Source organism: Actinomadura sp. 7K507, from assembly GCF_004348425.1.
GTDB lineage: Bacteria > Actinomycetota > Actinomycetes > Streptosporangiales > Streptosporangiaceae > Spirillospora.
The window spans coordinates 1-26,250 of sequence record NZ_SMKK01000091.1 but is presented as its reverse complement, the minus strand read 5'-3'; the positions used below and the strand labels follow the sequence as shown (position 1 = coordinate 26,250).

The window sequence follows — 26,250 nt, the reverse complement described above, 5'->3', positions numbered from 1 at the left end:
TCAGTGGACCATTCTCATCCCTGCGGACCGAACAGTTCAGTGGGTGAGGATCTTGGAGAGGAAGTCCTTCGCGCGCTCGGAGCGCGCGTTGGTGAAGAACTCCTCGGGCGTGTTCTCCTCCACGAGCTGGCCGTCCGACATGAACACGACCTTCTGCGCGGCCTTGCGCGCGAACCCCATTTCATGGGTGACGACGATCATCGTCATGCCCTCGCGGGCCAGGCCGGTCATGACGTCCAGGACCTCGTTGACCATTTCCGGGTCCAGCGCCGAGGTGGGCTCGTCGAAGAGCATCACCTTGGGCCTCATCGCGAGGGAGCGTGCGATCGCGGCCCGCTGCTGCTGGCCGCCGGACAGCTGGGCGGGGTACTTGTGCGCCTGGTCGCCGATGCCGACCCGGTCCAGCAGTTCCATCGCGTGCTTCTCGGATTCCCGCTTGCCCTCCTTGCGGACCTTGATCGGCCCGAGGGTGACGTTCTCCAGGATCGTCATGTGGGCGAACAGGTTGAACGCCTGGAACACCATGCCGACGTCGGCGCGGAGTCTCGCCAGTTCCTTGCCCTCTTCGGGAAGCTCCTTCCCGTCGATGAGGATCCTTCCGTCGTCGATCCGCTCCAGCCGGTTGATCGACCGGCACAGGGTGGACTTCCCGCCCCCGGACGGGCCGATGACCACGACGACCTCGCCGGAGTTGACGGTGAGGTTGATGTCCCTGAGGACGTGCAGCTCGCCGAAGTGCTTGTTGACGTGTTCGACTACGACGAGGGGCCGGCCACCCGCGGCGGCCCGCTCCGCGGGGGAGTCCTCCGGCCCGTCCTTGGTGAGGTCGGGCCCGTCTTCGCTGTCCGTCATGCGCCCGGACTTTACGTCATCGGTGACTCCGCGGAAGTTGCCGCGCGGTACCGATACGATCACGAATGCCCATGTCGGGCGGCCTTCCCCGTGGCGGAGAGTGATCATCAGTGGTCGCCCGCGTGGCAGGTCGCCGGTTCCTCGATATCGGCTGGGGCCCGTACCCTTGGTAACCGACATGAGTGCGCCAATGAATACGGCTCCCCGTACGTACGAAATCCGTACTTACGGGTGCCAGATGAACGTTCACGATTCCGAGCGGCTGTCCGGGCTCCTTGAGGCGGCCGGGTACGTGCGCGCCGGGGGCGGCGAACCCGATGTGGTGGTGTTCAACACCTGCGCGGTGCGGGAGAACGCCGACAACCGGCTCTACGGAAACCTGGGCCATCTGCGACCGGTCAAGGACGGTCATCCCGGCATGCAGATCGCCGTCGGCGGCTGCCTCGCCCAGAAGGACCGCGACACCATCGTCAAGCGGGCCCCCTGGGTGGACGTGGTGTTCGGCACCCACAACATCGGGTCGCTGCCCACGCTGCTGGAAAGGGCCCGTGTCCAGAGTGAGGCGCAGGTCGAGATCGAAGAGTCGCTGGTGACCTTCCCTTCGACGCTGCCGACGCGCCGCGAGTCGCCGTATGCGGCGTGGGTGTCGATCTCCGTGGGCTGCAACAACACGTGCACGTTCTGCATCGTCCCGTCGCTGCGCGGCAAGGAGAAGGACCGCCGCCCGGGGGAGATCCTCGCCGAGGTCGAGGCGCTCGTCGCCGAGGGCGCCCTGGAGATCACCCTTCTCGGTCAGAACGTCAACGCCTACGGCTCGGGGTTCGGTGCGCTCGCCGCCGCGCCCGACGACGTCCGCGCGATGACGGAGGGCGGGCAATCCGCGTTCGCGGGGCTGCTGCGGGCGTGCGGCGGCGTCGAGGGCCTGGAGCGGGTCCGGTTCACCTCGCCGCACCCGAAGGACTTCACCGACGACGTCATCGCCGCCATGGCCGAGACGCCGAACGTGATGCCGTCGCTGCACATGCCGCTGCAGGCCGGGTCGGACGCGGTGCTGCGCGCGATGCGCCGCTCGTACCGGCAGGACCGCTACCTCGGCATCATCGAGAAGGTCCGGGAGGCGATGCCGGACGCGGCGATCACCACCGACATCATCGTCGGCTTCCCCGGGGAGACCGAGGCCGACTTCGAGGAGACCCTGCACGTGGTGCGGGAGGCCCGGTTCGCGTCCGCGTTCACGTTCCAGTACTCCAAGCGCCCGGGCACACCGGCGGCGACCATGGACGGGCAGCTGCCGAAACAGGTCGTCCAGGAGCGGTACGAGCGGCTGATCGCCCTCCAGGAGGAGATCTCCTGGGCGGAGAACAAGAAGCAGCTCGGCCGCACCCTGGAGGTCCTGGTCGCCGAGGGCGAGGGCCGCAAGGACGTGGCGACCCGCCGGTTGTCGGGCCGCGCGCCCGACAACCGGCTGGTCCACTTCGGCGTGCCGGACGAGCCGGTCCGCCCCGGTGACATGGTCACGGTGGAGGTCACCTATGCCGCGCCCCATCACCTGGTCGCCGACAAGCCGGTGCTGGACGTCCGGCGGACCCGCGCCGGCGACGCCTGGGAGGCCCGCCAGGGCGGGCGGGACGGCCAGAAGGGCGTTTCGCTCGGAATGCCGGCGATCGGGCGCCCGGCCCAGGCGGACGCGCCGGCGTCCGGCTGCTCCGCCGCCCCCTGAACTCCGGCATGATCGGGGTTGAGCCCCCGTGGTGATCTCCCGTGGTGATCCCCCGCGGGAGGACCCGGGTGGCGGCAGCGGACCCGGTGGCAGGGAGGCAGTGTGCTCGTATCGGCGGCGGTGTGCCCGCATCCGCCCATCCTCGTGCCCGCGATGGCGGGGGAGGCGGCGCCGGAGCTCGACCCGCTGCGCGCCGCGTGCGACGAGGCCGTCCGCCGTCTGAGCGTCTCCGGGACCGGTGGTCCGGTGGACGCGCTCGTCGTCGTGGGCGGCGCCGCGGCGACCCGGTCCTATGGCCCCGGCGCGTACGCGACGCTCCGGCCGTACGGTCTGGCCTGGACGATCCCTGACGAGCCGGGGGACACCGCTGAAGCGCTGCCGCTCTCCCTCACCATCGGCCGCTGGCTGCTGGAGCGGCAGAGCGCCGGTTCCGGCGCCCGGTACGAGGCGGTGGCGTTCGGCGCTCCACCGGAAGAATGCCTGTCACTCGGGAGGCGGCTCGCGGAGTCGGCCGACCGGGTCGCGCTCCTGGTGATGGGCGACGGGTCGGCATGCCGTTCGGAGAAGGCGCCCGGGTACCTCGACGAGCGCGCGGGCCCTTACGACGCGACTGCGGCGCGGGCGCTCCGCAGCGCCGACGCCGCCGCCCTGGCCGCTCTGGATCCGGTGCTCTCCCTGGAGGTCCAGGCGGCCGGGCGCGCGGCGTGGCAGGTGCTCGCCGGCGCCGCCGGCGCGGGCGCGGGCGCCGGGGACGGCCTCACGGCCGGCCTCCTCGCCGACGAGGCGCCGTACGGAGTCGGCTACCTCGTCGCGGCCTGGTCGCGGACCGGCTATGGCTGCTGACCGCCGCCCTGGCCACCGGGCTGGCCGCCGCCCTGGCCGCCGCCGCCCTGACCGCTTTCGCGGTCGATGAAGTCGCCGCCCTTCTCCTGGGCCTTGTCGATCTTGTCGGCGTACTTGCCCCCGGTGCGCTCGTCGATCTTGTCCCCGGTCCGCTCCATACCCTGGCGGGCCTTGTCGGAGTGCTGCCCGAGCATCTGCTTGACCTTGTCGACGATGGACATTCGAAATCCCCCCGGATCCCTCGTCTCGTCTGCGGCGACACGCGATCACGCGCGACACCCGTACATCCCGCCTATACCCGTTCTGTTGCCACAATCAATCACGTGACCTCACGAAACGCGTCCCGTGTTCCGCCTCCGGGGCGGCGCCCCGCCGCCCCCGGCGTGCTCGCGGTCGTCGGCGCGACCGCCGCCGGCAAGTCCGACCTCGCCGTGGAACTCGCACTGAGGCTGGGCGGGGAGGCGGTCAACGCCGACTCGATGCAGCTGTACCGCGGCATGGACATCGGCACCGCGAAGCTCACCCCCGCCGAGATGCGCGGTGTTCCCCACCATCTGCTGGACGTCTGGGACGTGACCAGGACCGCCAGCGTCGCCGAGTACCAGCGGCTCAGCGCGGACGCGATCGCATCGATCCGGGCGCGGGACCGGCTCCCGGTGCTAGTCGGCGGCTCCGGCCTGTACGTGCGGGCCGCGCTCGACCACATGGACTTCCCGGGGACGGACCCGTCCGTCCGGGCGCGGCTGGAGGAGGAACTGGCGCACGCCGGCCCGGCCGCGCTGCACGAGCGGCTGCGGGGGGTCGACCCGGCCGCGGCGGAGGCGATCCTGCCGAGCAACGGACGGCGGATCGTCCGGGCCCTGGAGGTCATCGAGATAACCGGCAGGCCGTTCACCGCGACCCTGCCCGAGCACCGGTACCGCTACGACTCCGTCGTCCAGATCGGCCTGAGCGTGCCCCGCGACGAGCTGGACGAGCGCATCTCCAGGCGGGTGGCCCGGATGTGGGAGGCGGGCCTGGTCGGCGAGGTCCGCGAGCTGGAGCGGGAGGGCCTGCGGGACGGCCTGACCGCCGGCCGCGCCCTCGGTTACGCGCAGGTGCTCCGGGTCCTTTCCGGGGAGTGGACGGAGGAGCAGGCCAAGGAGGACACCGTCCGCACGACCCGGCGTTTCGCCCGTCGGCAGGAGTCGTGGTTCCGCCGGGATCCCCGCGTCCGATGGCTTCCCTACGACGCCCCGGACCTGGCCGGCCGCGCGCTCGCCCTGGCCGTCCGAGACCCGCGGCGGGGGTCATAGGATCGGGGGATGCGGTTTGTCAAGGGGCATGGCACCGAGAACGACTTCGTGATCCTGCCCGACCCGGACGGCGCCTTGGACCTCACGCCCGAGGCCGTGGCGCGGCTGTGCGACCGGCGCGCCGGGATCGGCGCCGACGGCGTCCTGCGGGTCGTCCGGACGAAGGCGGCGGGGGACGAGGCCGGGGCCGGGGCGGACGCCGAGTGGTTCATGGACTACCGCAACGCCGACGGAAGCATCGCCGAGATGTGCGGCAACGGGATCCGCGTCTTCGCGCGCTACCTGGTCGACGCCGGCCTCGCCGCGCCCGGGGAGTGGGACGTGGCGACCCGGGCGGGCCTGCGGCGCGTGACGCTCGGCGCGTCCGGCGACGTCAGCGCCGGCATGGGTCCGGCCGGCGTCCTCGGCCCCGGGGAGGCGTCCATGGCGGGCACGGTGTTCCAGGGCGAGCGCGTCTCCGTGGGCAACCCGCACCTCGCGTGCCGGGTGGACGGGCCCGTCGCGGCGCTGGACCTGTCGAGCGCGCCCGCCTTCGACCCCGCCGTCTTCCCCGCCGGTGTGAACGTCGAGTTCTTCCGCACGATCGGGGAGCGGCACCTGGAGATGCGCGTGTACGAGCGGGGCTCGGGCGAGACCCGTTCCTGCGGCACCGGGACGGTCGCGGTCGCCGCCGCGGCCGCCGCGGGCACGGCAGGCCCGTCCGAATGGACCGTGGACGTGCCCGGCGGGCGGGTGACCGTCGCCCTCGACGGCGGGACCAGCCGCCTGACCGGCCCGGCGGTGCTGGTCGCCGACGGCGAGACCCGGCCGGGCTGGATCTAGCCGGACCCCGTCCAACCAGGGCCGGAGACTTCTCGGGCTCGTCCCGGCTCGAACGGGACAGGTGTCCCTCACCAACGGGACCGTCCGCCGCATAACTTCGTTCATGCACACCCTCTGGTGAATGGCCCGTATGGACCGGGATGGGAGCCCCGGTTCCGTGCGGAGCCCGAGGGCCGGTGGCGACCTTCTTGGCGGGGGGCGGTCACCGGCCCTCCCACCGGGTGAATGCCGGGAAACCGCGCAGCCGGCCGGGGATCGAGGCCGGGCGCGTCAGGGATGGACGCCGTTGACGGGCAGTTTGGCCCGGACCAGCGTCCCGCCTTTGGGGCCGGGGCCGACGGTGCAGGAGCCTCCGAGTTCGGCCGCACGCTCCCGCATCGAGGACATGCCGATGCCGGAACGCACCTGTGCGGGCAGCCCCACCCCGTCGTCGTCGACGGAGACGTGCAGGTCGCCGTTCAGGTGCAGCCGGACCACCGCGGAGCCGGCCTTGGCGTGCCGGTGCACGTTGGTCAGCGCCTCCTGCACGATCCGGTAGGCGGCGACCTCGGCGGCCGCCGGGAGACCTTTCAGGTCGCCCTCCACCTGGACGTCCACCTCCGGGCCGTCCCCCGTGGCGACGACCCCGCCGAGCGCCTGGATCGCGCCCTCCAGCCCCAGATCGTCCAGCGCGGGCGGCCGCAGCCCGTACACCAGCTCGCGGATGTCGCCGATGGTGCTCCCCATCGTCGCGCGGAGCTCCTCCAGCAGCGTGTCCACCGCCTCGGGGTCGGTCTTCAGCGTGATGCGCGCGGCGTCGACCGTCATCGCCAGGCTGGCGAGCGTCGGGCCGAGCCCGTCGTGCAGGTCGCGCCGCAGCCGCCGCCGCTCCTCCTCCCGGGTGCGCAGGATGTGCTCCCTGGACCGCTGCACGTCCGCGGCGAGCCGTACCGCGTTCGCCAGCTCGGCGAGGTTGCGGGCGAGGATGCCCGACAGCCGCGCGTCCGGCGACCGGACGACGCCGAACAGCAGCCGGCCGACCGGCTCCCCGTGCCAGACCAGCGGGATGAGCTGCGGGCGGTCGCCGAGCACGCCGTCCTCCGCCGCGATCGTCCGGCGGTCGCGGTCCAGCACCTCGATCGCGACGCCGCTGGCGTGCAGGGCGGAGCGCGCCACCTCGGCGGCCACGGCGAGCGCGGCGGCCGGGTCGGCGGCGGTCTGCAGCCGCCGGTTGAGCCGGTCCGCGATCCGGTACGGGTCGCGTTCGCCGTGGATGAACCCGTCCACCGTGCGCTGCAGCCGCCGCCGGACGGGCTCGAACACCGCGCCGGCGACGATGGCCGCGCCCAGGCCGGCGAGGGTTCCCTCGTCGTGGGCCAGGAGGCTCGCGGTGCCGACCAGCGCGAAGTACACGCCGGTGATGACGGCGGCGAGCCCCGCGTACACGAGCGTGCGGCTGACCACGAGGTCGATGTCGTAGAGCCGGTAGCGGGTGATCGCGATCGCGACGCAGACGGGGACGGCGACGATCATGACGTTGCGCAGCGGGTCCCCGATCATCGTGTTCTCGCCGGTGTAGATGACCGCCTCGGCGACCAGGCCCGGGTAGACGACCCAGGCGATCTGCCGCCGGACGTCGGGGGGCGACCGGACGAACCGCACCGCGATCGAGAACAGGGCCGCGGCCAGGGTGCCGAGGATGATCACGGTGATGGGCACCGGGATCCCGCCGAACGGGTAGACCGAGACCCCGTTGTGCCACTCGCGCACGTCCGGGTCGATCGTCAGATGGACGCAGACGATCACCGGGACGAGGCAGGCGAGGACGAGGGCCGGGCGGAACCAGCGCGACACCAGCCGCCCGTCGGGGAAGATCAGCGGCAGGACGAGCGTCAGGGCGTAGGTGTCAACGGCCCACAGCCAGGTGCTGAGCCAGGTGAGGAAGCCGGTTCCGGGCCAGTCGTGGCGGTCGAACCACGGGGCCGTATTGAGCGAGAGGACGTACACCGCGGCGCTGAAGCCGGCGCCGAGCATGAGCCAGCCGACCTTCAGGCCCGGCCGGTGCCGCAGCAGCACGGCGGCCACGGGCGTCCAGGCGATCGCGACGAGGATCTCCGGATGCCACCAGACCGTCCGCAGGTCAGAGGGCAGCCGGGTCCCGATGGCGAACGACGCGGCGACGAGCAGGACGGCGCCGAGCGCGACCGGGGCCGCGGCGCGTCCCGCCCCGCGGCGCTGTCCTGCCGTCTCAACCATGCACACCCCAGACCAAAAGTAATGGAATGTTAAAGCTTCCTGGCCCCTGTCCTGCAGTCATAGGGGCGTCCGCCTCAGGACACCGGGACCCCCTTCCGCCGACACTGTCCCCCGTCACGGTGTGGTGGCGTGTGCCGTGATGGTAACCGCGGAACCCGGCGGCGAGAACGGAAGGTGCAGGTCAGCGCGTCCGGTGGGGGTGCCGGACGATACCCGCCGCGCCGTCCGCCGGTGTCCGGCGCGCGGTGCGGGCGGCGGCTCCGAGCCCTTCACAGGGGCGGGCCCGGATCGCCGCCAGTGCCGAAAACGGCCGAAATGGGCCGCGCATCGTCGGCATGCCGGCCTTCGCGGCGGGCTTGACCGGGACGCGTCAGGGTCAGACCGGCGGAGTCAACATGCTTTCGCGGGTGAGCGCCCGCACGCCGCGCCGCAGCTCCTCGGGTGAGAAGTCCCCGAGGACGAGCCGCTGCACGAGGAAGCCGGGCACGAGGGCGAACAGCGTCTTGCCGACCGCCACGACGTCGGTGTCCGCGGGAAGGAACCCCGCCTCGACCAGCCGGGCCATGTAGGACGTCCACGTCTCGCGGAGACCGGTGACGTTGGCGGCGACGTAGGTGGCGATCTCCGGGTCGTGCATGGCGAGCGCCCACGCCTCCGGGGCGAGCCGGAGCGGGCCGTTCTCGCCGGACAGGTCGACGACCTTGACCGCGAGCCGCTCGGCGACCTCGTCCAGCGGCGGCAGGGGATCGCTGCGTGAGAGTTCCCTGAAGAACTCGTGTATGTCGCCGATCACCGTGGAGATGTTGGCCTCGATGATCTCGTTCTTGCTGCGGAAGTAGCGGTAGACCGCCCCGGCCGAGAGTCCGGACTCGGCGAAGATGTCCTGCATGGACGTCGCGTGGACGCCCTTGCGGATGAAGCAGGCGCGGGCGGCGTCCACGATCTGGCGCCGCCGCCGCTCCAGGTGCTCTTCGCTGACCCTCGGCATGCGGCAACCATAAAACGAACGTTCGTTTCTTGACAAGCCCGGACCGGGGATGTGACTCTGCTAAAGAGAACGGACATTCGCTTTATTTAGGAGCCGACCATGCGGTCCTCCCTCGCCCGGCGCGCCGCCGGCGTCGCCGTCGCCGCCGCGCTGCTGCAGCTCATCATGATCACCGCGTTCACCTGGCCCGCCGCGCGGGTGGCGCCGCGCGACGTCCCGGTCGTCGTGACCGGCCCGCAGGCCGCCGCCGTCGCGGAACGGCTGGACTCGGAACGGCCGGGAGCGTTCGACGTCCGGACACGGCGGGACGAGGCGGGAGCCCGCGCCGCGCTCGCCGATCGCGAGGCCTACGGCGCCATCGTCACCAGCCCGTCCGGCCCGAAGGTGCTCACCGCCTCCGCCGCCTCGCCTGCCGTCGCGCAGCAACTCGGCGCACTGGCCCAGGGCCTCGCACAGCGGGGGACGGCGCCCGGCCCGCCCGTCCAGGACGTCGTCGCCGCCGACTCCGACGATCCGCGCGGGGCCGGATTCGGGTCGCTCGTGCTGCCGCTGATCATGTCCGGGCTGGCGGCCGCGGTGCTGCTGACGTTCGCGATCCCCGCGGCCGCCTGGCGCGCCGCCGGCGTCGTGCTGTTCGCGGTGCTGGGCGGCCTCGGCGCGGCGGGGATCGCGCACGGCTGGCTGTCTCTGCTGCCCGGCCCGTACCTCGCGCTCGCCGGGGTCATGTCGCTGACCATCCTCGCCGTGACCGGCACGGTCACCGGTCTGGCCGCGGCCTTCGGGCGTCCGGGCCTCGGCGTCGGCGCGCTCACGCTTCTGCTGCTCGGCAACCCGCTGTCGGCCGCCACCTCGGCGCCGGAACTGCTGCCGCAGCCGTGGGGCGACCTCGGCCAGATCCTCCCGCCGGGCGCGGCGGCGACGCTGCTGCGGTCGGTGGCCTTCTTCGACGGCGCGGGCGCCGCCGGGCCGCTGGCGATCCTCGTCGCCTGGGCCGCCGCCGGGTTCGCGCTCCTGGCCGCCGGCGGGCTGCGCGGACGCACCCGGAACGAGGCCGCAACCGACCGCGAACCCGCCCTCGCCTGACATCGAGCGCCAACTCCGGGCTTTTCCCGCCGCTGTGTGTAATCGGCCGGTAGCATTCTGTGCTTCCGTGTTGGGCGGCCCGGAGGAGGGGGATGGCGGCGTTCCTGCTGCGCCGGCTGGCGAACCGCCTGGTCCCGGCCGTCCTGGCCGGGAGCCTCGCCTACCTGCTCGCCGCCGTGGCGCTCGATCCGCGCGCCGGCTACGAGGAACGCGCGCCCCGCCCGCCCGAGGCCGTCATCGACGCCCGGCTCAGCGCCCTCAACCTCAACGACCGGACGCCCCTGGCCGACCGGTACCTGACCTGGGCCGGGGGTGTCCTGCGCGGTGATCTCGGGCGCACCCGCGACGGCGAGCCGGTCAACGCCGAACTCGCGCGGCGGCTCGGTGTGAGCCTGCGGCTGGTCCTCACGGGCGCGGTCCTGGGATGCGTGCTCGGCGTCATCCTCGGCGCCTGTGCGGCGGCACGGCGCGGGCGGGCGGCCGACCGGCTCATCACGCTCGGATCGTCCCTGCTGCCTGCCGTCCCGGTGTTCGTGCTGGCGGTGCTGTTACAGGCCGCCGCGGGCAAGGCGAACGATGTGCTGGGCGTGCGGGTCTTCGTGTGGGTCGGGGAATCCACGCCGGGGACGTCCGGCGGCGCGGTCGGCGCGCTCGCCGACCGGGCACGGCATCTGCTGCTGCCGACGGCCACGATCGCGCTCGCGCAGCTCGCCGTCTACTGCCGGTACCAGCGCGCCATGATGCTGGACGTCCTGCACTCCGACTTCGTGCGCACCGCCCGTGCCAGGGGGCTGCGGCGGCGGAGCGCCCTGCTGCGCCACGGGCTGCGCACCGCGCTGGTCCCGATGACCGCCTACGCCTCCTACACGGCCGGACTGCTGCTCCTCGGCGCGGTCTTCACCGAGAAGATCTTCGGCTGGCACGGGGTCGGGGAGTGGCTGGTCGACTCCGTGGCGCGCGGCGACGTCAACGCGGTCGCGGCGATCGGGTGCGTCTCCGTGTGCGGGGTGCTGCTGGCCGGGCTGCTCTCCGACGTGCTGCACGGCGTCCTCGACCCCCGCGTCAGGCGCGCGGCGTGATCGCCGGGCGGGTGGCGCGGAGCCGGCGGGCCGTCGCGGGGCCGGCGCTGCTCGCCCTGGTGTTCGCGTTGGTGTTCGGCGGGCCGCTCGTGGCGCCCTGGAGCTGGGACGACACGGACTTCGCGGCGTTCGGGGAGGGGCCGTCCGCGCGGCACTGGCTCGGCACGACGCCGAGCGGGCGGGACGTGCTCGCTCTCACGCTGCGCGGCGCGCGGAAGTCGCTGCTGATCGGTGTGCCCGCCGCGCTGATCGCGACCGCGCTCGCCGCCGTCGCCGGCACCGTCGCGGGCTACGCGGGCGGCAGGCTCGACGCGACCCTGATGTGGGGCACCGACCTGCTGCTGGTGCTGCCGTCCTTCCTGGTCGTCGCCGTGCTGGCGCCGCGGCTGCCCGGGGGCGCGCCGGTGCTCGTGCCGCTGCTGGCCGCGTTCATGTGGATGCTCACGGCGCGGACGGTGCGGGCCATGACGATCTCGCTGCGCCGGCGCGAGCACGTGCTGGCCGCGCGCTACCTCGGGGTGAGCGCGCCGCGCGTGATCGTCCGGCATGTCCTGCCGCAGCTGGCGTCGCTGCTGGCCGTGGACGCGAGCCTGAACGTCGGCGTCGCGATCACCGCGGAGAGCGGGCTGTCCTACCTCGGGCTCGGCGTGCGGCCGCCGGACGTGTCGCTCGGCACACTGATCGCCGAAGGCCAGGCCGCCGGTGCGTGGACGTTCGGGGCCGCCGCCGGGACGCTCGCCGCCATCGTCCTCGCGGTGAACCTCGTCGGCGACGGGCTGCGCGACGTCCTCGATCCGGCCCGGGGCGGACGTTGAGCGTGCTGCGGGTCACGGATCTGGCCGTTCGATACGCACCCGATGTGCGGGCCGTGCGAGGGGTGAGCCTCACCGTCGGGACGGGTGAGGTGCTCGGAGTCGTCGGAGAATCGGGTTCCGGCAAGACCGCCCTTGCGCTCGCCGTGATGGGGCTCCTGCCGGAGAACGCCCGGTCGGCGGGCTCGGTGCGGTTGCGCGGGGAGGAGTTGCTCGGACGGACGGACGCCCAGCTGTCGCGGGTGCGCGGCAAGGACCTGTCGATGGTCTTCCAGGATCCGCTGTCGGCGCTTACCCCCGTGCTCACGGTCGGCGACCAGATCGCCGAGACCGTCCGGGTCCACTCCGGGGCCACACGTGCGGATGCGCGTGCCCGTGCCGTCGCGTTGCTGGATCTGGTCGGGATCGCCGGGGCGGAGCGGCGGGTTCGCGCGTACCCGCACGAGTTCTCCGGCGGGATGCGGCAGCGCGTGATGATCGCCATGGCGATCGCCAACGACCCGGTCGCGATCATCGCGGACGAGCCGGCGACCGCGCTGGACGTGACCGTCCAAGCGCAGGTCCTGGACGTGCTGCGGGTCGCGAAGGAGGCCACCGGCGCCGCGATCGTGCTGATCAGCCACGACCTGGGCGTCGTCGCGGAGTTCGCCGACCGGGTCGCGGTAATGCACGCGGGACGCGTCGTGGAGTCGGGGCCGGTGGAGCAGATCTACGGTCGCCCAGGGACAACGGTCACGAGCGGGTTGTTGCGGTCGATCCCCCGTATCGGCGAGTCGCCGGCACGTCCGGCACGTCCGGCACGCCGGGACAGGCCGGAGCGTCCCGCCGTCCTGGAAGTGGACGGTCTCGTCCGCCACCATCCGCTCTACGCGGGGACGCTGCTGCGGCGCCGGGCGGGGACGATCCGTGCCGTGGACGGCATCGGGTTCGACGTCCGGGAGGGCGAGACCCTGGCGCTGGTGGGGGAGTCGGGGTGCGGCAAGACCACGGCCCTGCTGGAGATCCTCCGGCTGTCGCGCCCGCAAGGGGGACGCGTCGCCGTCTTCGGCCAGGACACCGCCGACCTGCGCGCCACCCGCCGGAAGTACCTGCGGCGGGATGTCCAGGTGGTGTTCCAGGACCCCTTCTCGTCACTGAACCCGCGGATGCGGGTGGCCGACATCCTCGCCGAACCGCTGACCACGCACGGTGTGCCCAGGTCACGGGCGAGGGGCCGGGTCAGGGAGCTGATGGAGCTGGTGGGCTTGGAGCCGGGTCATGCCCGGTGTCACCCCCACGGTCTCTCGGGCGGGCAAAGGCAGCGTGTGGGCATCGCCAGAGCGCTGGCCTTGGAGCCGCGGCTGTTGCTCCTGGACGAGCCCGTCGCGGCCTTGGACGTTTCCGCGCGGGCCGATGTGATGGGGCTGCTGGAGCGTCTGCGCAAGCGGCTCGGCATCGCGTACTTGCTCGTCGCGCATGACCTCGCCGTCGTCCGCGCCTTCGCCGACCGGGTCGCCGTCATGTACCTGGGGCGCATCGTCGAGATCGGGGCTGCCGGCCACGTGTACGACGCGCCCGCCCACCCGTACACGCGCGCATTGCTGGACGCTGTCCCGTCTCCGGATCCAGGTCTGGAACGGCGTCGCCACCGTGTCCTTCTGCGGGGAGACCCACCCGACCCCCTGTCCCTGCCTGCCGGGTGCCGTTTCCGTGCCCGTTGCCCGCGCTACGTCACGCTCACCGCCGCCGAGGGAGCCCTGTGCGAAGAACACGATCCGGAATCCCGCCCCGTCCGGCCTTGGGAGGAAGCCGACCAAGCGGTCGCCTGTCACCATCCTTTCGGCGAGACCGGGGACGAACGATGAAACGGATCATCGGGACGGCCCTCCTTGCCGCCGCGTCGCTGACCGCGGCCGGATGCAGTGGGCCGGGGGAGTCGAGCACCCGTGCATCGGGACGGCTGCCCGCGTCCGACGTCAATCCCGCCCCGCGTCACCGTGTCGTGGACGGCGGGACGCTGCGCTGGCCGCTGCCGGAATTCCCATCCCAGTGGAACTTCCACCACGTCAACGGCACCACAGGGGCGGTCGAGCGCGTCATCCAGGGCGTCCTGCCCCATCTGATGCGGGCCGATGAGCGGGCTCTTCCGCGTCCCGTCCCCGAATATCTCCGGTCGGCCACGCTGGAGCGCACCGAGGGCGGCCAGACCGTCACGTACCGGCTCAACCCACGAGCCAAGTGGTCGGACGGGCGGCCCATCGGATACGCCGACTTCGTGGCCCAGGCCCGCGCGCTCTCTGGACGCGACCCGCGCTACGAGGTTTCCGCCGTCACCGGTTACCGCCGCATCAAGCGCATCGAACGAGGCACCGGCGAGCACGTGGTCAAAGTGACCTTCGACGGGACGTACGCGGACTGGCGCAGCCTGTTCAGCCCGCTCTACCCGGCCACCGCGTACTCCGGTCCACGCGCGTTCAACACCGGGTGGACGAACCGCCTGCGCGGCACCGCCGGTCCGTTCAAAGTCCAGGAGATCGACCGGACGGCCAAGACCGTCACCCTGGTCCGGGACCCCGCCTGGTGGGGGCGGCCCGCGAAACTCGACCGGATCGTCTACCGCGCGATGGACCCCGGCGCCACCCCCGGCGCGTTCGCCAACGGCGAGATCGACCTCATGGACATCGGCCTCGACGCGGGCGCGCTGCGCCGCGTCCAGGGAGTGCCCGGCGCCTCCGTGCGCCGGGCGGGCGGCCCGGACTGGCGCCATTTCACGCTGAACGCGGCCTCGCCCGTCCTGTCCGACACGCGGGTCCGGCAGGCGGTCATGCTCGGCATCGACCGGCGCGCCATCGCCCGATCCGACCTGTCCGGCCTGGGGGTGCCCGTGCAGACACTCGGCAACCACTTTTACGTCAACACCCAGAACGGTTACCAGGACAACTCAGGTGGGCTCGGCGAGTACGACCCGGGCCGCGCGAGGCGGCTCCTGGACGAGGCGGGCTGGAGGCAGCGCGGCAAGTACCGGGCCAAGGGCGGACGGACACTCGCGCTGCGTTTCGTCGTCCCGTCCGGGGTCCCCATCAGCAAGCGGGAAGGGGAACTGGCACGGGCACTGCTCGACCGCATCGGTGTCCGGGTGGACATCGAGCCCGTTCCGGCCGACGACGCGTTCAGCCGCCACGTGACGCCGGGCGACTTCGACATCGTCCCGTTCTCCTGGCTGGGCACCTCGTTTCCGGTGTCGACGATGAAATCGGTCTTCGCGAGGCCGCACGGTGACCGCATCCAGCAGAACTACTCCCGCATCGGCAGCGAGGCCATCGACACGGCCATGGATCGTGCCATCACGGAAATCGACCCATCGAGGGTTCACGACCTCGTGAACAGAGCCGACCGGCTCATCTGGGACCAGGCGGCGGTCTTGCCGCTGTACCAGCGTCCCCAGCTCGTCGCCGCGCGGGCGAACCTGGCCAACCTGGGCGCCTGCGGTTTCTTCGAGCCCGCCTACCAGGACATCGGGTTCACGAGCCCGCCCTAGCCCTCCGGGAACGCGAGCTCGACCCCCGTGAGGTCGCTGGTGTACCGGGCGTTCCATACGTACAGCCGCAGGTCTTCGGCGGAGACGCTTTCGTCGACCGGGAGGTCGGAGGCGATCCGCACCACGTACGAGGCGCCGGCCGGGATCAGCAGGCTGCCGTTCTCGTCGATGGGCGGCTTGGCCCCGTCGACCCGGGCGGTGATCTCGCTGTGGTTGGGGAGCGTGCACATGTCGTCGGGGATGCCCGCCTGCGGCATGCACCGCTCCCGTGCGGAGGAGGGGACCTGCTCCTTCGGCATGAACAGGTCGGCGGGGTAGTCCAGCAGGACGGGCCGCCGCTGGCTGTTGGTGAGGACGTAGTCCGCGTAGGCGTACGTCGTTCCCGAGGGCGGGGCCTGGGTTGCGCGGAGCGGCTGCGGGTCGGTTCCGGCCTCGACGGCGGCGAGGCTGTAGCCGTAGCCCTCCGGGGTCGTGAAGTTGATCGGGGGACCGGCGTTCGGCGACGGCACCGACGGCCGCTTCGCCGTGGCGCTGCCCTGACCGGCCGGCGCGGGCTCGGCCGTCTCCCCGCCGGGGTCGCCCGGCCGGATGACCACGATCGCGGCGGCCACCGCGGCGATCCCCACGGCTCCGGTGAGGGCCCCGGCGAGCCCGATCCTGCCCGCGTTGCGCTTCTTTCTCCGGCGGTGCGTACGGTTCGGCTGGTAGCTGTTCGACATGTCGTGCGTGCTCCCTTGGGCCCACTCCAGGCTCGGTAAGCGCGTCCTTGTTTCAGCGTTCGGACACGATACCTGACTGCCCGGATCGGCGGCGGTCCAGGTCGCGGGGTTACGAATCGCGCGCGACGAGAGCGTCGCGGCCCATTCCCCGCAGGGAGGCGTCCAGCACCTGCGCGGTGTGCGCGATCGCGATGCCGGCGCCGCGCCGGCGCAGCGCGGTGGCGATCTGCATGGAGCAGCCGGGGTTGGCTGCGACCAGTAGTTCGGCTTGCGTGGCGTCCACGTTCACCGCCTTGCGGTCGCCGAGTTCTCCGGCGGCCTCAGGTTGGAAAAGGTTATAGGTTCCGGCCGAACCGCAGCAGATGTCGGGTTCGGCGATCTCCCGGACGGTGAGCTCGGGGATCGCGGCCAGCAGCGCCCGGGGCTGGCCGCGGACGCCCTGAGCGTGGGAGAGGTGGCACGCGTCGTGGTAGGCGGCCGTGACCGGAAGTGGCCTCCGTTCCGCGCGTGGCCCGAGTTCCACGAGGAACTCCGCGAGGTCCCTGGTCTTCGCCGACAGCGCCTCGGCGCGGCGCGCCCAGGCGGGATCGTCCGCCAGCAGCGCCCGGTACTCCTTCATCGCCGACCCGCAGCCCGCGGAGTTCACCACGATGACGTCGGCGGACTCGAACGTCTCGACCGTCCGGCGGGCGAAGGCGCGGGCCTCCTCCTCGCGTCCGGAGTGCAGGGACAGCGCCCCGCAGCACCCCTGGTCGCCCGGGATGACGACGTCGCAGCCTTCGAGGGCCAGGACGCGGGCGGTGGCCGCGTTGACGCCCGGGAAGAACTCGCCCTGCACGCAGCCGGTCAGCATCCCGACCGTGGCGCGGTGCCCGCCACGCGCGGCGACCCGTTCCGGCAGTTTCGGCGACCGGCCTAGGGGCGGTGCCAGCCGCTCCATCGCGGCGACCGACGGCGATAGGCGTTCCAGGACGCCGCTACGCCGGACGAGCCGTTCCAGCCCCGACCTCTGGTACGCGCGCAGAGGCCCGCGCAGGGCACGGAGCCGCCGCTTGTACGGGAACAGCTGGAAGACCATCTCCCGTATGGCCCGCTCCTTGAGCGAACGAGGGTGCTCGCGTTCGACCTCCGCCCGGGTCATCTCGATGAGGCGGTCGTACTGCACACCGGACGGGCAGGACGTCACGCACGCCATGCATCCGAGACAGGCGTCGAAATGCCCGACCATCGCGTCGCTGAGCGGGTCCCCGTCAGCGTGCTGCTGCATGAGATGGATGCGCCCCCTGGGCGAGTCCATCTCCTCGCCCCACAGCACGTACGTCGGGCACGTGGGCAGGCAGAAACCGCAGTGCACGCACTCGCCGAGCAGTTTCGGCAGGTCGTCTTGCGCGCTCATCAGATGCCTCCAACGAAACGGCCGGGGGACAGCCGATGATCCGGGTCGAACTGGTCCTTCACACGCCGCATCAGCGTGAGCGCCGGGATCGGGCCCCACACGTCGATCCCGCCGCGCACCTCTTCGGGGGTGTAGCGGACGACGGCGCCGCCACGATGCCCGCCCAGCACGTCCCGCAGGCGGCCGAGCACGTCGGCGACCTCGTCCGGCGGCGTCTCCGCGGGGAGGCCCACGTGGCCGTGCCCGCTGCCACTCCACGTTACTGCGACGTTCGGGCCGAGCATGGTGAGGAGGCCGGGGAGGGCCGGCGGCGGGGCGGCGATGTCGATGAGGGTGGTCCCGTCCGGGTAGCGCCCCCAGCCGTCCGGCGCGGCCTCGGAGACCTCGGCCTTCTCACCGAGCAGTTCCGCCGTCTGCCGTGCGCGCGCGGCGACACCGTCCGGGACGCCCTCCAGGAGGACGGCGACCGTTCCCGGACCGATGTACTCGACAGCGCTGGGCGCCACGGGGGAGTGCAGGACGCTCTGAACGGCGTCGTGCGCGTCCTCGGGCCCGCTCACGGCGCACGTCACGTACGCGACGGCCGCGGGGACGGGATGCAGGCGGAAGGTGGCCTCCACGATCAGGCCGAGGGTCCCGTACGAGCCGCAGAAGAGGCGCCCCAGGTCGTACCCGGCGACGTTCTTGACGACCTTGCCGCCCGAACGCGCGACCTGGCCGTCCGCCCGGACGATCGTGAGGCCGATGACCAGGCTGCGGGGCGTCCCGTACAGCGAACGGAGCGGGCCGGCCGCGCCCGTGGCGATCGTCCCGCCGACCGTGGAACCGGGCAGGGGGAGGTCGAGGGCGAGCCGCTGACCGCCTTCCGCGAGCTTCTCGGCGAGACGCTCCATCGGCAGCCCGGCCTCCGCCTTCGCGACCAGGTCCCCTTCGGCGTGCTCGATGAGGGCGTCCAGCCGGTGGGTGTCGACAAGCAGATCGCACCGCTCCGGGGGCGTCCCCCAGTCCAGGCGGGTTTCGGCCCCACGCGGAACGACGGCCAGGCCGTTCTCGGCGGCGACGCGCATGACGTCGGCGGCCTCGGCCAGGTTCTTCGGCGCGGCGACGAGAGCGGGCTCGACACCGAGCACGCCCTCCGCCGGCTCACCGCGCCGCACATCGCCGCAGACCTTCGCCAAGGCGTCGAGTGCCCGCATCAGAAGAGGTCCGCCTTTCCCTCGAACGGGTGGGGTCCCTTGCGCACGCCGGGCACCTCGCCGCACATGCGCGGCGTCGGGAACACCTTCCCCGGATTGCACAGCCCCGCGGGGTCGAAACCGCAGCGGACCATCTGCATCGTGTCCAGGTCGGTGTCGGTGAACATCCGCGGCATGTAGCGCGACTTGTCCACGCCGACGCCGTGCTCACCCGTGATGGAGCCGCCGTGCTCGATGCACAGGTCGAGGATCGCGCCCGACACCTCTTCCGCGCGTTCCTCCGCGCCCGCCTCCGCGTCGTCGAACAGCACCAGCGGATGCAGGTTGCCGTCACCGGCGTGGAACACGTTCGCGACCCGCACGCCGGACTCCGCCGACAGCTCGTCGATGCTCGCCAGGACCTGCGGCAGCGCCGTCCGCGGGATGACGCCGTCCTGGACGATGTAGGCGGGGCTGATCCTCCCCACCGCGGCGAACGCGGACTTGCGTCCCTTCCAGATCAGCGCCCGCTCCTCGTCGTCGGCCGCGACGCGGATCTCGAACGCGCCGGCGTCCCGGCACAGCCGCTCCACCTCGGCGAACTGGGCCGCGACCTCCGGCTCGGGGCCGTCCAGCTCCACGATCAGCACCGAGCCCGCGCCGGGCGGGTACTCGCAGCGCACCGCGGCCTCCGCCGCCTCGATCGACAGGGCGTCCATCATCTCGATCGCCGCCGGCACCACGCCCGCACTGATGATCGCCGACACCGCGGCGCCGCCCGCCTCGATCGAGTCGTAGGCCGCCAGCAGCGTCTGCACGGTCTCCGGCAGCCGCGTCAGCCGCACCGTGATCTTGGTGGTGATGCCGAGCGTGCCCTCCGCGCCGACGAACACGCCCAGCAGGTCGTAGCCCGCGGCGTCCGCGGACAGCTCGGCCAGCTCGCCGTCCGGCGTGACGACCTCGCAGGACAGCACGTGATGCGCGGTGAACCCGTACTTGAGGCAGTGCGCGCCGCCGGAGTTCTCCGCGACGTTCCCGCCGACCGAGCAGATCTGCTGGCTGGACGGGTCCGGCGCGAAGTAGTACCCGTAGGGGCGGACCGCCCGCGTCACGTCCAGGTTGACCACGCCGGGCTCCACCACGGCCCGCTGGCCCGGGATGTCGATCTCCAGGATCCTCCGCATCCGGGACGTGACGATCAGCACGCCGTCCGCACGGGGCAGCGCCCCGCCGGACAGGCCCGTCCCCGACCCGCGCGCCACGTACGGGACGCCGGCCGCCGCGCACTCGCGCACGATCGCGGCGACCTGCCCGGCGTCGTCGGGCAGCACGACCACACCGGGCGTCGCCCGGTGGTTGGTCAGCCCGTCGCACTCGTACGTGCGCACCCGCGCCGGATCGGTGATCACCCGGTCGGCACCGAGCACCGGCTCGAGCCGGGCCACGAGCGCTGCGAGTCGCGGTTCCATCACTTCACTCTCCTCCGCGGCCGAAGCCCCCGCAAGATCGGGCCCCCGGCGAACCGGCCGGCGTGCGGACCGGCCGGTTCGGCGCGGGGCCTCCAGGGTCGCCCGTGGGCGGACGTTCTACGGGAACTGCTGGTAGGCGGGAGTCGTGAGGAACTCGGAGTACTCGTCGGCGAGGGTGACCTCCTTGAAGAGGGTCACGGCCTGGTTGTAGCGGGGCTCGTTGTAGGCGGCGCCCAGCTCGTCCCTGATCTTGCCGAGTTCCTCGTCCAGGAGCTGCTCGACCCACTCCTTGGTGATCTTCCTGCCCTCGGCGGTGTCGACGCCGTTGTAGATCCACTGCCACACCTGGGAGCGGGAGATCTCGGCGGTCGCGGCGTCCTCCATCAGGTTGTGGATCGCGACGGCCCCGGCGCCGTCCAGCCAGGTGGCGAGGTAGCGCAGCGCCACGTCGATGTTGTTGCGCAGGCCGGTCTCGGTGATCTCGCCGGGGGTGGCCTTGATGTTGAGCAGGTCGGCGGCCGAGACCCGGACGTCCTCGCGGAGCCGGTCCAGCTGGTTGGGCCTGTCGCCGAGGACGCCGTCGAAGACCTCCCGGCAGACGGGGACGAGGTCGGGGTGGGCGACCCAGGAGCCGTCGAAGCCGTCGCCGGACTCGCGGGACTTGTCGGCCCGGACCTTCTCCAGGGCGACCTTGTTGACCTCCTCGTCCCGGCGGGACGGGATGAACGCCGCCATGCCGCCGATCGCGTGCGCGCCGCGCTTGTGGCACGTCCGGACGAGAAGCTCGGTGTAGGCCCGCATGAACGGCGCGGTCATCGTGATCGCGTTCCGCTCGGGGAGGATGAAGTCCGTGCCCCGGTCCCGGAACTTCTTGATCACCGAGAACAGGTAGTCCCAGCGGCCGGCGTTCAGGCCGGCGGAGTGGTCGCGCAGCTCGTAGAGGATCTCCTCCATCTCGAACGCGGCCGGGATCGTCTCGATGAGCACGGTCGCGCGGATGGTGCCGCGCGGGATCCCCAGGTGGTCCTGGGCGAGGTTGAACGCGTCGTTCCAGAGCCGCGCCTCGAGGTGGCTCTCCATCTTGGGCAGGTAGTAGTAGGGGGCCTTGCCCTTGTCGAGCTGGCGGCGGGCGCAGTGGAACAGGTAGAGCCCGAAGTCGAACAGGGAGCCGGACATGGGCTCGCCGTCGACGAGGAGGTGCTTCTCCTCCATGTGCCAGCCGCGCGGCCGGACGACGATGGTCGCGAGCTCCTCGTCGGCCTTGAGCGCGTAGGACTTGCCGCTCTTCTCGTCGGTGAAGTCGATGGTGCGGTCCAGGGCGTCCCGCAGGTTGAGCTGCCCCTCGATCATGTTGTCCCACAGCGGCGTGTTGGCGTCCTCGTGGTCGGCCAGCCACACCTTGGCGCCCGAGTTCAGCGCGTTGATGGTCATCTTCCGGTCCGTGGGGCCGGTGATCTCGACGCGGCGGTCCTCCAAACCGGGCGCGGGCTCGGCGACCCGCCAGGAGGCGTCGTCCCTGACGCCGGCGGTCTCGGGCAGGAAGTCCAGCGTCCCGCCACCGGAGAGCTTGCGCTGGCGTTCGGCCCGCGCCTGGAGAAGCTCCTTGCGGCGGGCGCCGAACTCGCGCTGCAGGGCGGCGAGCAGGCCGAGCGCCTCGGGGGTCAGGATCTCCTCGTACCGCTCGCCGAGGGGCCCGGTGACCTCGATGCCTTCCAGTCCAGCCATCTACTCGCCCTTTCGTATAGCGAAATTTCACTTCTGTTATGTGGAGAACGGTACTCGGCGGCCCTGGCCCCGGTCAAAGCGGGCCCGCCTGCCTGTACTCCCATGTCTGCACCTCATCCCCGCGCGCGCTTGCGTCAACCAAGGCGGGGCTTGCATTGGCCAGGACGACCCTTGTGCCGGCCAAGGGGATAAGCAGGTGACCGGCGAGACGGTGCGTGAGACGATCGCAGGGAAGATACGGCCGCAAGGCGGCGTTCTACTGAGGACATATGACTCAACCTTTCTCTGCAGACCAGCCCCGCGCCCAGGACGAGTTCGCGACCTCCGACCCGGCCGGGTTCGAGCCCATGACGGGCGAACTCGACCTTGAGGACCGGCGCGCACTGCGCCGCGTCGCGGGCCTGTCCACCGAGCTGACCGACGTCACCGAGGTCGAGTACCGTGCCCTCCGGCTGGAGCGGGTCGTCCTCGTGGGCGTCTGGACGGAGGGAACGGCCGAACTGGCCGAGAACTCCCTGCGCGAACTGGCGCTCCTCGCCGAGACCGCCGGCTCCGAGGTGCTCGAAGGCCTCGTCCAGCGCCGTTCCCGTCCCGACCCCGCCACCTACATCGGCTCCGGCAAGGCCGCCGAGCTGCGCGACGTCGTCATCTCCACCGGCGCCGACACCGTCATCTGCGACGGCGAGCTGGCCCCGAGCCAGCTGCGGCACCTGGAGGAGGTCGTCCAGGTCAAGGTGATCGACCGGACCGCGCTGATCCTCGACATCTTCGCCCAGCACGCCAAGAGCCGCGAAGGCAAGGCGCAGGTCGAGCTCGCGCAGCTCAACTACCTTCTGCCGCGGCTGCGCGGCTGGGGCGGGAACCTGTCCCGGCAGGTCGGCGGGCGCGCCGCCGGCGGCATCGGCATCGGCGGCCGCGGACCCGGCGAGACCAAGATCGAGCTGGACCGGCGGCGGATCCGCACCCGGATGGCCAAGCTGCGCCGGCAGATCGAGGGCATGTCCAAGTCGCGCGAGACCAAGCGCGGCGAGCGGCGCCGCCACGCGGTCCCCGCCGTCGCCATCGCCGGCTACACCAACGCGGGCAAGTCGTCCCTGCTCAACCGGCTCACCGGCGCCGGGGTGCTGGTGGAGAACGCGCTGTTCGCCACCCTCGACCCCACCGTCCGGCGCGCCGAGACGCCCGGCGGCCGCGCCTACACGCTCGCCGACACGGTCGGGTTCGTCCGGCACCTGCCCCACCAGCTCATCGAGGCGTTCCGCTCGACGCTGGAGGAGGTCACCGACGCGGGGCTCGTCCTGCACGTCGTGGACGGCTCCGACGCCGATCCCGAGGCGCAGATCGACGCCGTCCGCGAGGTGCTGCGCGAGATCGGCGCCGACGAGATCCCCGAGCTGATCGTCATCAACAAGGCCGACGCCGCCGACGACCTCGCGATCGCCCGTCTCCAGCGCCGGGAGCCGCACAGCGTCGTCGTGTCCGCCCGTACCGGGTTCGGCATCGACGACCTGCGCGCCGCCATCGAGGCCGACCTGCCCGGCCTGGAGAGCGAACTGCACGCCCTGGTGCCCTACGAGCGCGGCGACCTCGTCGCGCAGGTGCACGAGCGCGGCGAGGTCCTCAAGCAGGAGCACCTGGCCGAGGGCACCATGCTCCACGCCAGGGTCCCCAACGACCTCGCCGGGGAACTGGCCCGGTACGAGGCCGTGACCCCGACCTCCTGACGGTCCCACCGGGCCCCGCCGGCCCGGTGGGGTTTCGGACGGTGAGGAGCGGCGTTCGGGACCGTCTGGAAGCGGCCGGGGCATCCGTCCTCGTCGCCGAACGGTGACAGCTTCCCCAATCCGCTTGACGGTCCGGTTGAAATCCGTACGGTCATAGAGCTAGGGGCGGTGATGGCTGTCGATGCGCTGCGACCAGAGGTTGTCGGACGGGCCTTCAGTGCACTACCGTGACGAAACCGATATCTCCGGTCTCGTTGCCGATGGTGGTCGCCAGATCACCCGACCCACCAACGGTGAGTCGCCGGCACCCGGTCGGCGTTTCGGATCGAGAGCAGGTGGCCCACTCCATGAAAGATCCAGGCGCCGGAACGAGATCGGGTGGCTCGCCCCTGTCCCCGGCAGGACGGGACCCGAGGCCGGCCGGCTCCCGGCGGCGCCCCGCGTCACCCGGTGCCGCGCTGAAGCGCGCATGGCCCCCCGCAGGCCGGTGACGCCATGACCGTACGGCTGTTGACGAACATCGGCAGGCTCTGGACGGGCACCGACGTCTGCAGCAACGCCGCGGTGCTCATCCACGACGACCGCATCGTCTGGGCCGGGCCCGCGTCCGACCTCCCGCAGCGCGTCCCCGGCATCATCGACGACATCGTCGACGTCGACCACGTGGAGAACCTCGGCGGCGGCCTGGTCACGCCAGGGCTCATCGACGCGCACTCCCACCCCGTGTACGCGGGCAACCGGTGGGCCGAACTCGCGATGCGCACCAGCGGCTCGTCCCACTCCGCCATCACCGCCGCGGGCGGCGGCGTCAACTCCACCGTGACCGTCACCCGGGGAACCGACCCCTGGACGCTCTGCAACGGCGTCCGCGAACGCCTCCGCCAGTGGATCCTCGCCGGGACCACCACCGTCGAGGCCAAGACCGGATACCACCTCACCCGCGACGGCGAACTCGCCGACATCCGGATGCTGCGGTCGCTGGAGGGCGAGCCGTCCATGCCGCGCATCCACGCCACGTTCCTGGCCGCGCACATCCTGCCCCCCGAGTTCTTCGGCCGCCGCCGCGACTACATCGAGGCCGTCCGGCTCTGGGCCGGCGACGCCGCCGTGGCCGGCGCCGACTCCATCGACGTCTACTGCGACGAGGGCCACTTCACCGCCGAGGAGGCCCGCGCCCTCCTGCTCACCGGCAAGCGCGCCGGGCTGAAGGCGCGCATGCACGCCTGCGCCAACGAGCGCGTCGGCGCGGCCCAGGTCGCCGCCGAGGTCGGCTGCGCGTCCGCCGACCTGCTCACCCAGGCCAACGACGACGACATCAAGGCCCTCGCGCACGCCGGCGTCACCGCCACCGTCTGCCCCGGCAGCGCCCTCAACAGCAGCCGCGCCCCCGCGCCCGTCCGGCAGATGCTCGACCGCGGCGTCACCGTCGCCCTCGGCACCGACCACAACCCGGGCCAGTGCGGCATCACGTCCATGCCCCTCGTCATCGGGCTGTCGGTCGCCATGTTCGGCCTCAGCGTCACCGAGGCGCTGCGCGCCGCCACCCTCGGCGGCGCGGCGGCCCTCCGCGTCGGCGACCGCGGCTCCCTCGCCCCCGGCATGCTCGCCGACATCGTGCTGTGGGACGCCGACCACGAGGGCGCGTTCGCCTGGGCGTTCGGGCTGCGCGCACTGCGGATCTGGCGCGGCGGAGTCCCCGTCCAGGCCTGATGCGCGCCGCCGGCGGAGCGGTAGTGTCCTGCCATGGGCAGCGCGGTCGCGGTCGTCACGGATTCCACCGCCTACCTCCCGGCGGGGCTCGCCGAACGGCATGGGCTGACCATCGTCCCGCTGCAGATCGCCGTGGGCGGCGCCACACGGGACGAGGGCGACATCAGTACCGCCGAGGCCGCCCAGGCGCTGAAGGAATGGCACCCCGTCACCACGTCCCGCCCGGCCCCGGAGCGGTTCGCGGACGCCTACCGGTCCGCCGCGGACTCGGGTGCCCGCGGCATCGTCTCCATCCACCTCTCCGCCGCCATGTCCGGGACGGTGGAGGCGGCACGGCTCGCCGCCGATGACGCCCCCGTGCCGGTGACGGTCGTCGACAGCGGGACCATCGGCATGGGACTCGGGTTCGCCGCCCTTTCCGCGGCGGCGGCCGCCATGTCCGGCGGAACCGCCGGACAGGTCGCGGACGCCGCCTCCCGGCGGGCCGCCCTCACCCGCTCCCTCATCTACGTCGACACCCTCGAACATCTGCGTCGCGGCGGCCGCATCGGGGCCGCGGCCGGCCTCCTCGGCTCCGCCCTCATGGTGAAGCCCCTCCTGGACATCAGGGACGGGCGCCTCGCGCCGCTGGAGAAGGTCCGCACCTCCTCCCGCGCGCTGGCCCGCCTGGAGGAACTCGCCGTCGCCGGGGCCGGAGGCCACCGCGTCGACCTCGGCGTCCAGCACCTGGCCGCCGCCGCCCGCGCCGAATCGCTCGCCGCCCGCCTCCGTGAACGCGTCCCGGACGCCGAGTACGTCTACGTCGGCGAGGTCGGCCCCGTCATCGGCGCCCACGTCGGCCCCGGAATGCTCGGCGTCGTCGTGGCCCCCCAGCTCTGAGCACCCGCCACTGACCCAGAGTTATCCACAATCGACCATGCGCTCACGGCGGCCTGGGGGACCGGCTTAGCGTCAGGCGGCATGAAACCGAGCGCCCACGACCGCCTGCAGAACCTGATGGGCCGCCTGCGGCCTCCGGAGACACCGCCGGCCGCCCGCTTACGCGCGGCCCCCGAACGATCGAACATCCGCGTCCTCGTCCTGATC

General features: G+C 72.3%; 21 protein-coding genes. 12 read left to right on the top strand and 9 right to left on the bottom strand.

Features of this window, described 5'->3' with window-relative positions:
• Window positions 1-36 precede the first annotated feature (36 nt).
• Window positions 37-852 (bottom strand): amino acid ABC transporter ATP-binding protein, encoded by an 816-nt coding sequence (locus E1285_RS21340; protein ID WP_132154737.1) that lies wholly within the window; start codon window positions 850-852, stop codon window positions 37-39.
• 178 nt (window positions 853-1,030) lie between these two features.
• Here E1285_RS21340 and miaB point away from each other — a divergent pair, with 178 nt between their 5' ends.
• Window positions 1,031-2,572: a tRNA (N6-isopentenyl adenosine(37)-C2)-methylthiotransferase MiaB gene (miaB, locus tag E1285_RS21335; RefSeq protein WP_132154735.1), complete on the top strand. Its 1,542-nt coding sequence runs from the start codon at window positions 1,031-1,033 to the stop codon at window positions 2,570-2,572.
• 102 nt (window positions 2,573-2,674) lie between these two features.
• On the top strand, window positions 2,675-3,415 hold the full coding sequence (locus E1285_RS21330; RefSeq protein WP_132154733.1) for a hypothetical protein: 741 nt from the start codon (window positions 2,675-2,677) through the stop codon (window positions 3,413-3,415).
• Here the strand turns inward: E1285_RS21330 and E1285_RS21325 are convergent.
• Entirely contained in the window at window positions 3,403-3,636 is a 234-nt protein-coding gene (locus tag E1285_RS21325; protein WP_132154731.1) for an antitoxin, read from the bottom strand. The genes E1285_RS21330 and E1285_RS21325 overlap by 13 nt on opposite strands.
• A 162-nt stretch (window positions 3,637-3,798) precedes the next feature.
• Here E1285_RS21325 and miaA point away from each other — a divergent pair, with 162 nt between their 5' ends.
• Window positions 3,799-4,710: a tRNA (adenosine(37)-N6)-dimethylallyltransferase MiaA gene (gene miaA, locus E1285_RS21320; RefSeq protein ID WP_132154753.1), complete on the top strand. Its 912-nt coding sequence runs from the start codon at window positions 3,799-3,801 to the stop codon at window positions 4,708-4,710.
• Window positions 4,711-4,719: 9 nt separating this feature from the next.
• Window positions 4,720-5,532 carry a diaminopimelate epimerase gene (dapF, locus tag E1285_RS21315; RefSeq protein WP_132154729.1) on the top strand — a complete coding sequence of 271 codons (813 nt, stop codon included), beginning with the start codon at window positions 4,720-4,722 and terminating at the stop codon, window positions 5,530-5,532.
• A 270-nt stretch (window positions 5,533-5,802) separates the two neighbouring features.
• On the opposite strand, the gene E1285_RS21310 is transcribed toward dapF, so the two are convergent.
• Together E1285_RS21310 and E1285_RS21305 are read right to left on the bottom strand one after the other, a co-directional pair.
• Window positions 5,803-7,767 (bottom strand): sensor histidine kinase, encoded by a 1,965-nt coding sequence (locus tag E1285_RS21310; RefSeq protein WP_132154727.1) that lies wholly within the window; start codon window positions 7,765-7,767, stop codon window positions 5,803-5,805.
• 376 nt (window positions 7,768-8,143) lie between these two features.
• On the bottom strand, window positions 8,144-8,755 hold the full coding sequence (locus E1285_RS21305; protein WP_132154725.1) for a TetR/AcrR family transcriptional regulator: 612 nt from the start codon (window positions 8,753-8,755) through the stop codon (window positions 8,144-8,146).
• A 99-nt stretch (window positions 8,756-8,854) separates the two neighbouring features.
• On the opposite strand from E1285_RS21305, the gene E1285_RS21300 reads away from it, so the two are divergent.
• The 5 genes from E1285_RS21300 to E1285_RS21280 all read left to right on the top strand — a co-directional run bounded on the left by E1285_RS21300 (window position 8,855) and on the right by E1285_RS21280 (window position 15,246).
• Window positions 8,855-9,838, top strand: a complete 984-nt coding sequence (locus E1285_RS21300) for a hypothetical protein (RefSeq protein WP_132154723.1) — start codon at window positions 8,855-8,857, stop codon at window positions 9,836-9,838.
• A gap of 92 nt (window positions 9,839-9,930) precedes the next feature.
• Complete coding sequence (locus tag E1285_RS21295; protein ID WP_132154721.1) at window positions 9,931-10,917, top strand: ABC transporter permease; 987 nt, start codon at window positions 9,931-9,933, stop codon at window positions 10,915-10,917.
• Window positions 10,914-11,732: an ABC transporter permease gene (locus E1285_RS21290; protein WP_243722955.1), complete on the top strand. Its 819-nt coding sequence runs from the start codon at window positions 10,914-10,916 to the stop codon at window positions 11,730-11,732. The genes E1285_RS21295 and E1285_RS21290 overlap by 4 nt, the downstream gene beginning before the upstream one ends.
• Window positions 11,729-13,573, top strand: a complete 1,845-nt coding sequence (locus tag E1285_RS21285; RefSeq protein WP_132154719.1) for an ABC transporter ATP-binding protein — start codon at window positions 11,729-11,731, stop codon at window positions 13,571-13,573. The genes E1285_RS21290 and E1285_RS21285 overlap by 4 nt, the downstream gene beginning before the upstream one ends.
• Window positions 13,570-15,246 carry an ABC transporter family substrate-binding protein gene (locus tag E1285_RS21280; protein WP_132154717.1) on the top strand — a complete coding sequence of 559 codons (1,677 nt, stop codon included), beginning with the start codon at window positions 13,570-13,572 and terminating at the stop codon, window positions 15,244-15,246. The genes E1285_RS21285 and E1285_RS21280 overlap by 4 nt, the downstream gene beginning before the upstream one ends.
• On the opposite strand, the gene E1285_RS21275 is transcribed toward E1285_RS21280, so the two are convergent.
• The 5 genes from E1285_RS21275 to aceB form a co-directional block, all read right to left on the bottom strand.
• Window positions 15,243-15,965 carry a hypothetical protein gene (locus E1285_RS21275; protein WP_132154715.1) on the bottom strand — a complete coding sequence of 241 codons (723 nt, stop codon included), beginning with the start codon at window positions 15,963-15,965 and terminating at the stop codon, window positions 15,243-15,245. The genes E1285_RS21280 and E1285_RS21275 overlap by 4 nt on opposite strands.
• A 109-nt stretch (window positions 15,966-16,074) precedes the next feature.
• Window positions 16,075-17,361 carry a heterodisulfide reductase-related iron-sulfur binding cluster gene (locus E1285_RS21270; protein WP_132154713.1) on the bottom strand — a complete coding sequence of 429 codons (1,287 nt, stop codon included), beginning with the start codon at window positions 17,359-17,361 and terminating at the stop codon, window positions 16,075-16,077.
• A complete protein-coding gene (locus E1285_RS21265) occupies window positions 17,361-18,557 on the bottom strand; it encodes an FAD-binding oxidoreductase (protein ID WP_132154711.1) in 1,197 nt (398 codons plus the stop codon). The genes E1285_RS21270 and E1285_RS21265 overlap by 1 nt, the downstream gene beginning before the upstream one ends.
• Entirely contained in the window at window positions 18,557-20,005 is a 1,449-nt protein-coding gene (locus E1285_RS21260; protein ID WP_132154709.1) for an FAD-linked oxidase C-terminal domain-containing protein, read from the bottom strand. Before E1285_RS21260 ends, E1285_RS21265 begins: the two co-directional genes overlap by 1 nt.
• A gap of 117 nt (window positions 20,006-20,122) precedes the next feature.
• Window positions 20,123-21,730 carry a malate synthase A gene (gene aceB, locus E1285_RS21255; RefSeq protein WP_132154707.1) on the bottom strand — a complete coding sequence of 536 codons (1,608 nt, stop codon included), beginning with the start codon at window positions 21,728-21,730 and terminating at the stop codon, window positions 20,123-20,125.
• A gap of 347 nt (window positions 21,731-22,077) precedes the next feature.
• Between aceB and hflX the strand changes: the two genes are divergently transcribed.
• The 3 genes from hflX (at window position 22,078) to E1285_RS21240 (ending at window position 26,043) form a co-directional block, all read left to right on the top strand.
• Window positions 22,078-23,454 carry a GTPase HflX gene (gene hflX, locus E1285_RS21250; protein WP_132154749.1) on the top strand — a complete coding sequence of 459 codons (1,377 nt, stop codon included), beginning with the start codon at window positions 22,078-22,080 and terminating at the stop codon, window positions 23,452-23,454.
• A 495-nt stretch (window positions 23,455-23,949) separates the two neighbouring features.
• Window positions 23,950-25,164 carry an imidazolonepropionase gene (gene hutI, locus E1285_RS21245; RefSeq protein WP_132154705.1) on the top strand — a complete coding sequence of 405 codons (1,215 nt, stop codon included), beginning with the start codon at window positions 23,950-23,952 and terminating at the stop codon, window positions 25,162-25,164.
• Between the two features lie 33 nt (window positions 25,165-25,197).
• Window positions 25,198-26,043, top strand: a complete 846-nt coding sequence (locus E1285_RS21240) for a DegV family protein (protein WP_132154703.1) — start codon at window positions 25,198-25,200, stop codon at window positions 26,041-26,043.
• Window positions 26,044-26,250: the final 207 nt, after the last annotated feature.

Excerpts from the sequence above, each read along its gene's own strand:
- E1285_RS21305 (WP_132154725.1), bottom strand. The coding sequence starts at position 8,755 with ATGCCGAGGGTCAGCGAAGAGCACCTGGAGCGGCGGCGGCGCCAGATC.
- E1285_RS21310 (WP_132154727.1), bottom strand. The coding sequence starts at position 7,767 with ATGGTTGAGACGGCAGGACAGCGCCGCGGGGCGGGACGCGCCGCGGCC.
- E1285_RS21240 (WP_132154703.1), top strand. The coding sequence starts at position 25,198 with ATGGGCAGCGCGGTCGCGGTCGTCACGGATTCCACCGCCTACCTCCCG.
- E1285_RS21295 (WP_132154721.1), top strand. The coding sequence starts at position 9,931 with ATGGCGGCGTTCCTGCTGCGCCGGCTGGCGAACCGCCTGGTCCCGGCC.
- E1285_RS21270 (WP_132154713.1), bottom strand. The coding sequence starts at position 17,361 with ATGAGCGCGCAAGACGACCTGCCGAAACTGCTCGGCGAGTGCGTGCAC.
- E1285_RS21340 (WP_132154737.1), bottom strand. The coding sequence starts at position 852 with ATGACGGACAGCGAAGACGGGCCCGACCTCACCAAGGACGGGCCGGAG.
- E1285_RS21260 (WP_132154709.1), bottom strand. The coding sequence starts at position 20,005 with ATGGAACCGCGACTCGCAGCGCTCGTGGCCCGGCTCGAGCCGGTGCTC.
- hutI (WP_132154705.1), top strand. The coding sequence starts at position 23,950 with ATGACCGTACGGCTGTTGACGAACATCGGCAGGCTCTGGACGGGCACC.
- miaB (WP_132154735.1), top strand. The coding sequence starts at position 1,031 with ATGAGTGCGCCAATGAATACGGCTCCCCGTACGTACGAAATCCGTACT.
- E1285_RS21275 (WP_132154715.1), bottom strand. The coding sequence starts at position 15,965 with ATGTCGAACAGCTACCAGCCGAACCGTACGCACCGCCGGAGAAAGAAG.
- dapF (WP_132154729.1), top strand. The coding sequence starts at position 4,720 with ATGCGGTTTGTCAAGGGGCATGGCACCGAGAACGACTTCGTGATCCTG.
- hflX (WP_132154749.1), top strand. The coding sequence starts at position 22,078 with ATGACGGGCGAACTCGACCTTGAGGACCGGCGCGCACTGCGCCGCGTC.
- E1285_RS21300 (WP_132154723.1), top strand. The coding sequence starts at position 8,855 with ATGCGGTCCTCCCTCGCCCGGCGCGCCGCCGGCGTCGCCGTCGCCGCC.
- E1285_RS21280 (WP_132154717.1), top strand. The coding sequence starts at position 13,570 with ATGAAACGGATCATCGGGACGGCCCTCCTTGCCGCCGCGTCGCTGACC.
- aceB (WP_132154707.1), bottom strand. The coding sequence starts at position 21,730 with ATGGCTGGACTGGAAGGCATCGAGGTCACCGGGCCCCTCGGCGAGCGG.
- E1285_RS21265 (WP_132154711.1), bottom strand. The coding sequence starts at position 18,557 with ATGCGGGCACTCGACGCCTTGGCGAAGGTCTGCGGCGATGTGCGGCGC.
- E1285_RS21325 (WP_132154731.1), bottom strand. The coding sequence starts at position 3,636 with ATGTCCATCGTCGACAAGGTCAAGCAGATGCTCGGGCAGCACTCCGAC.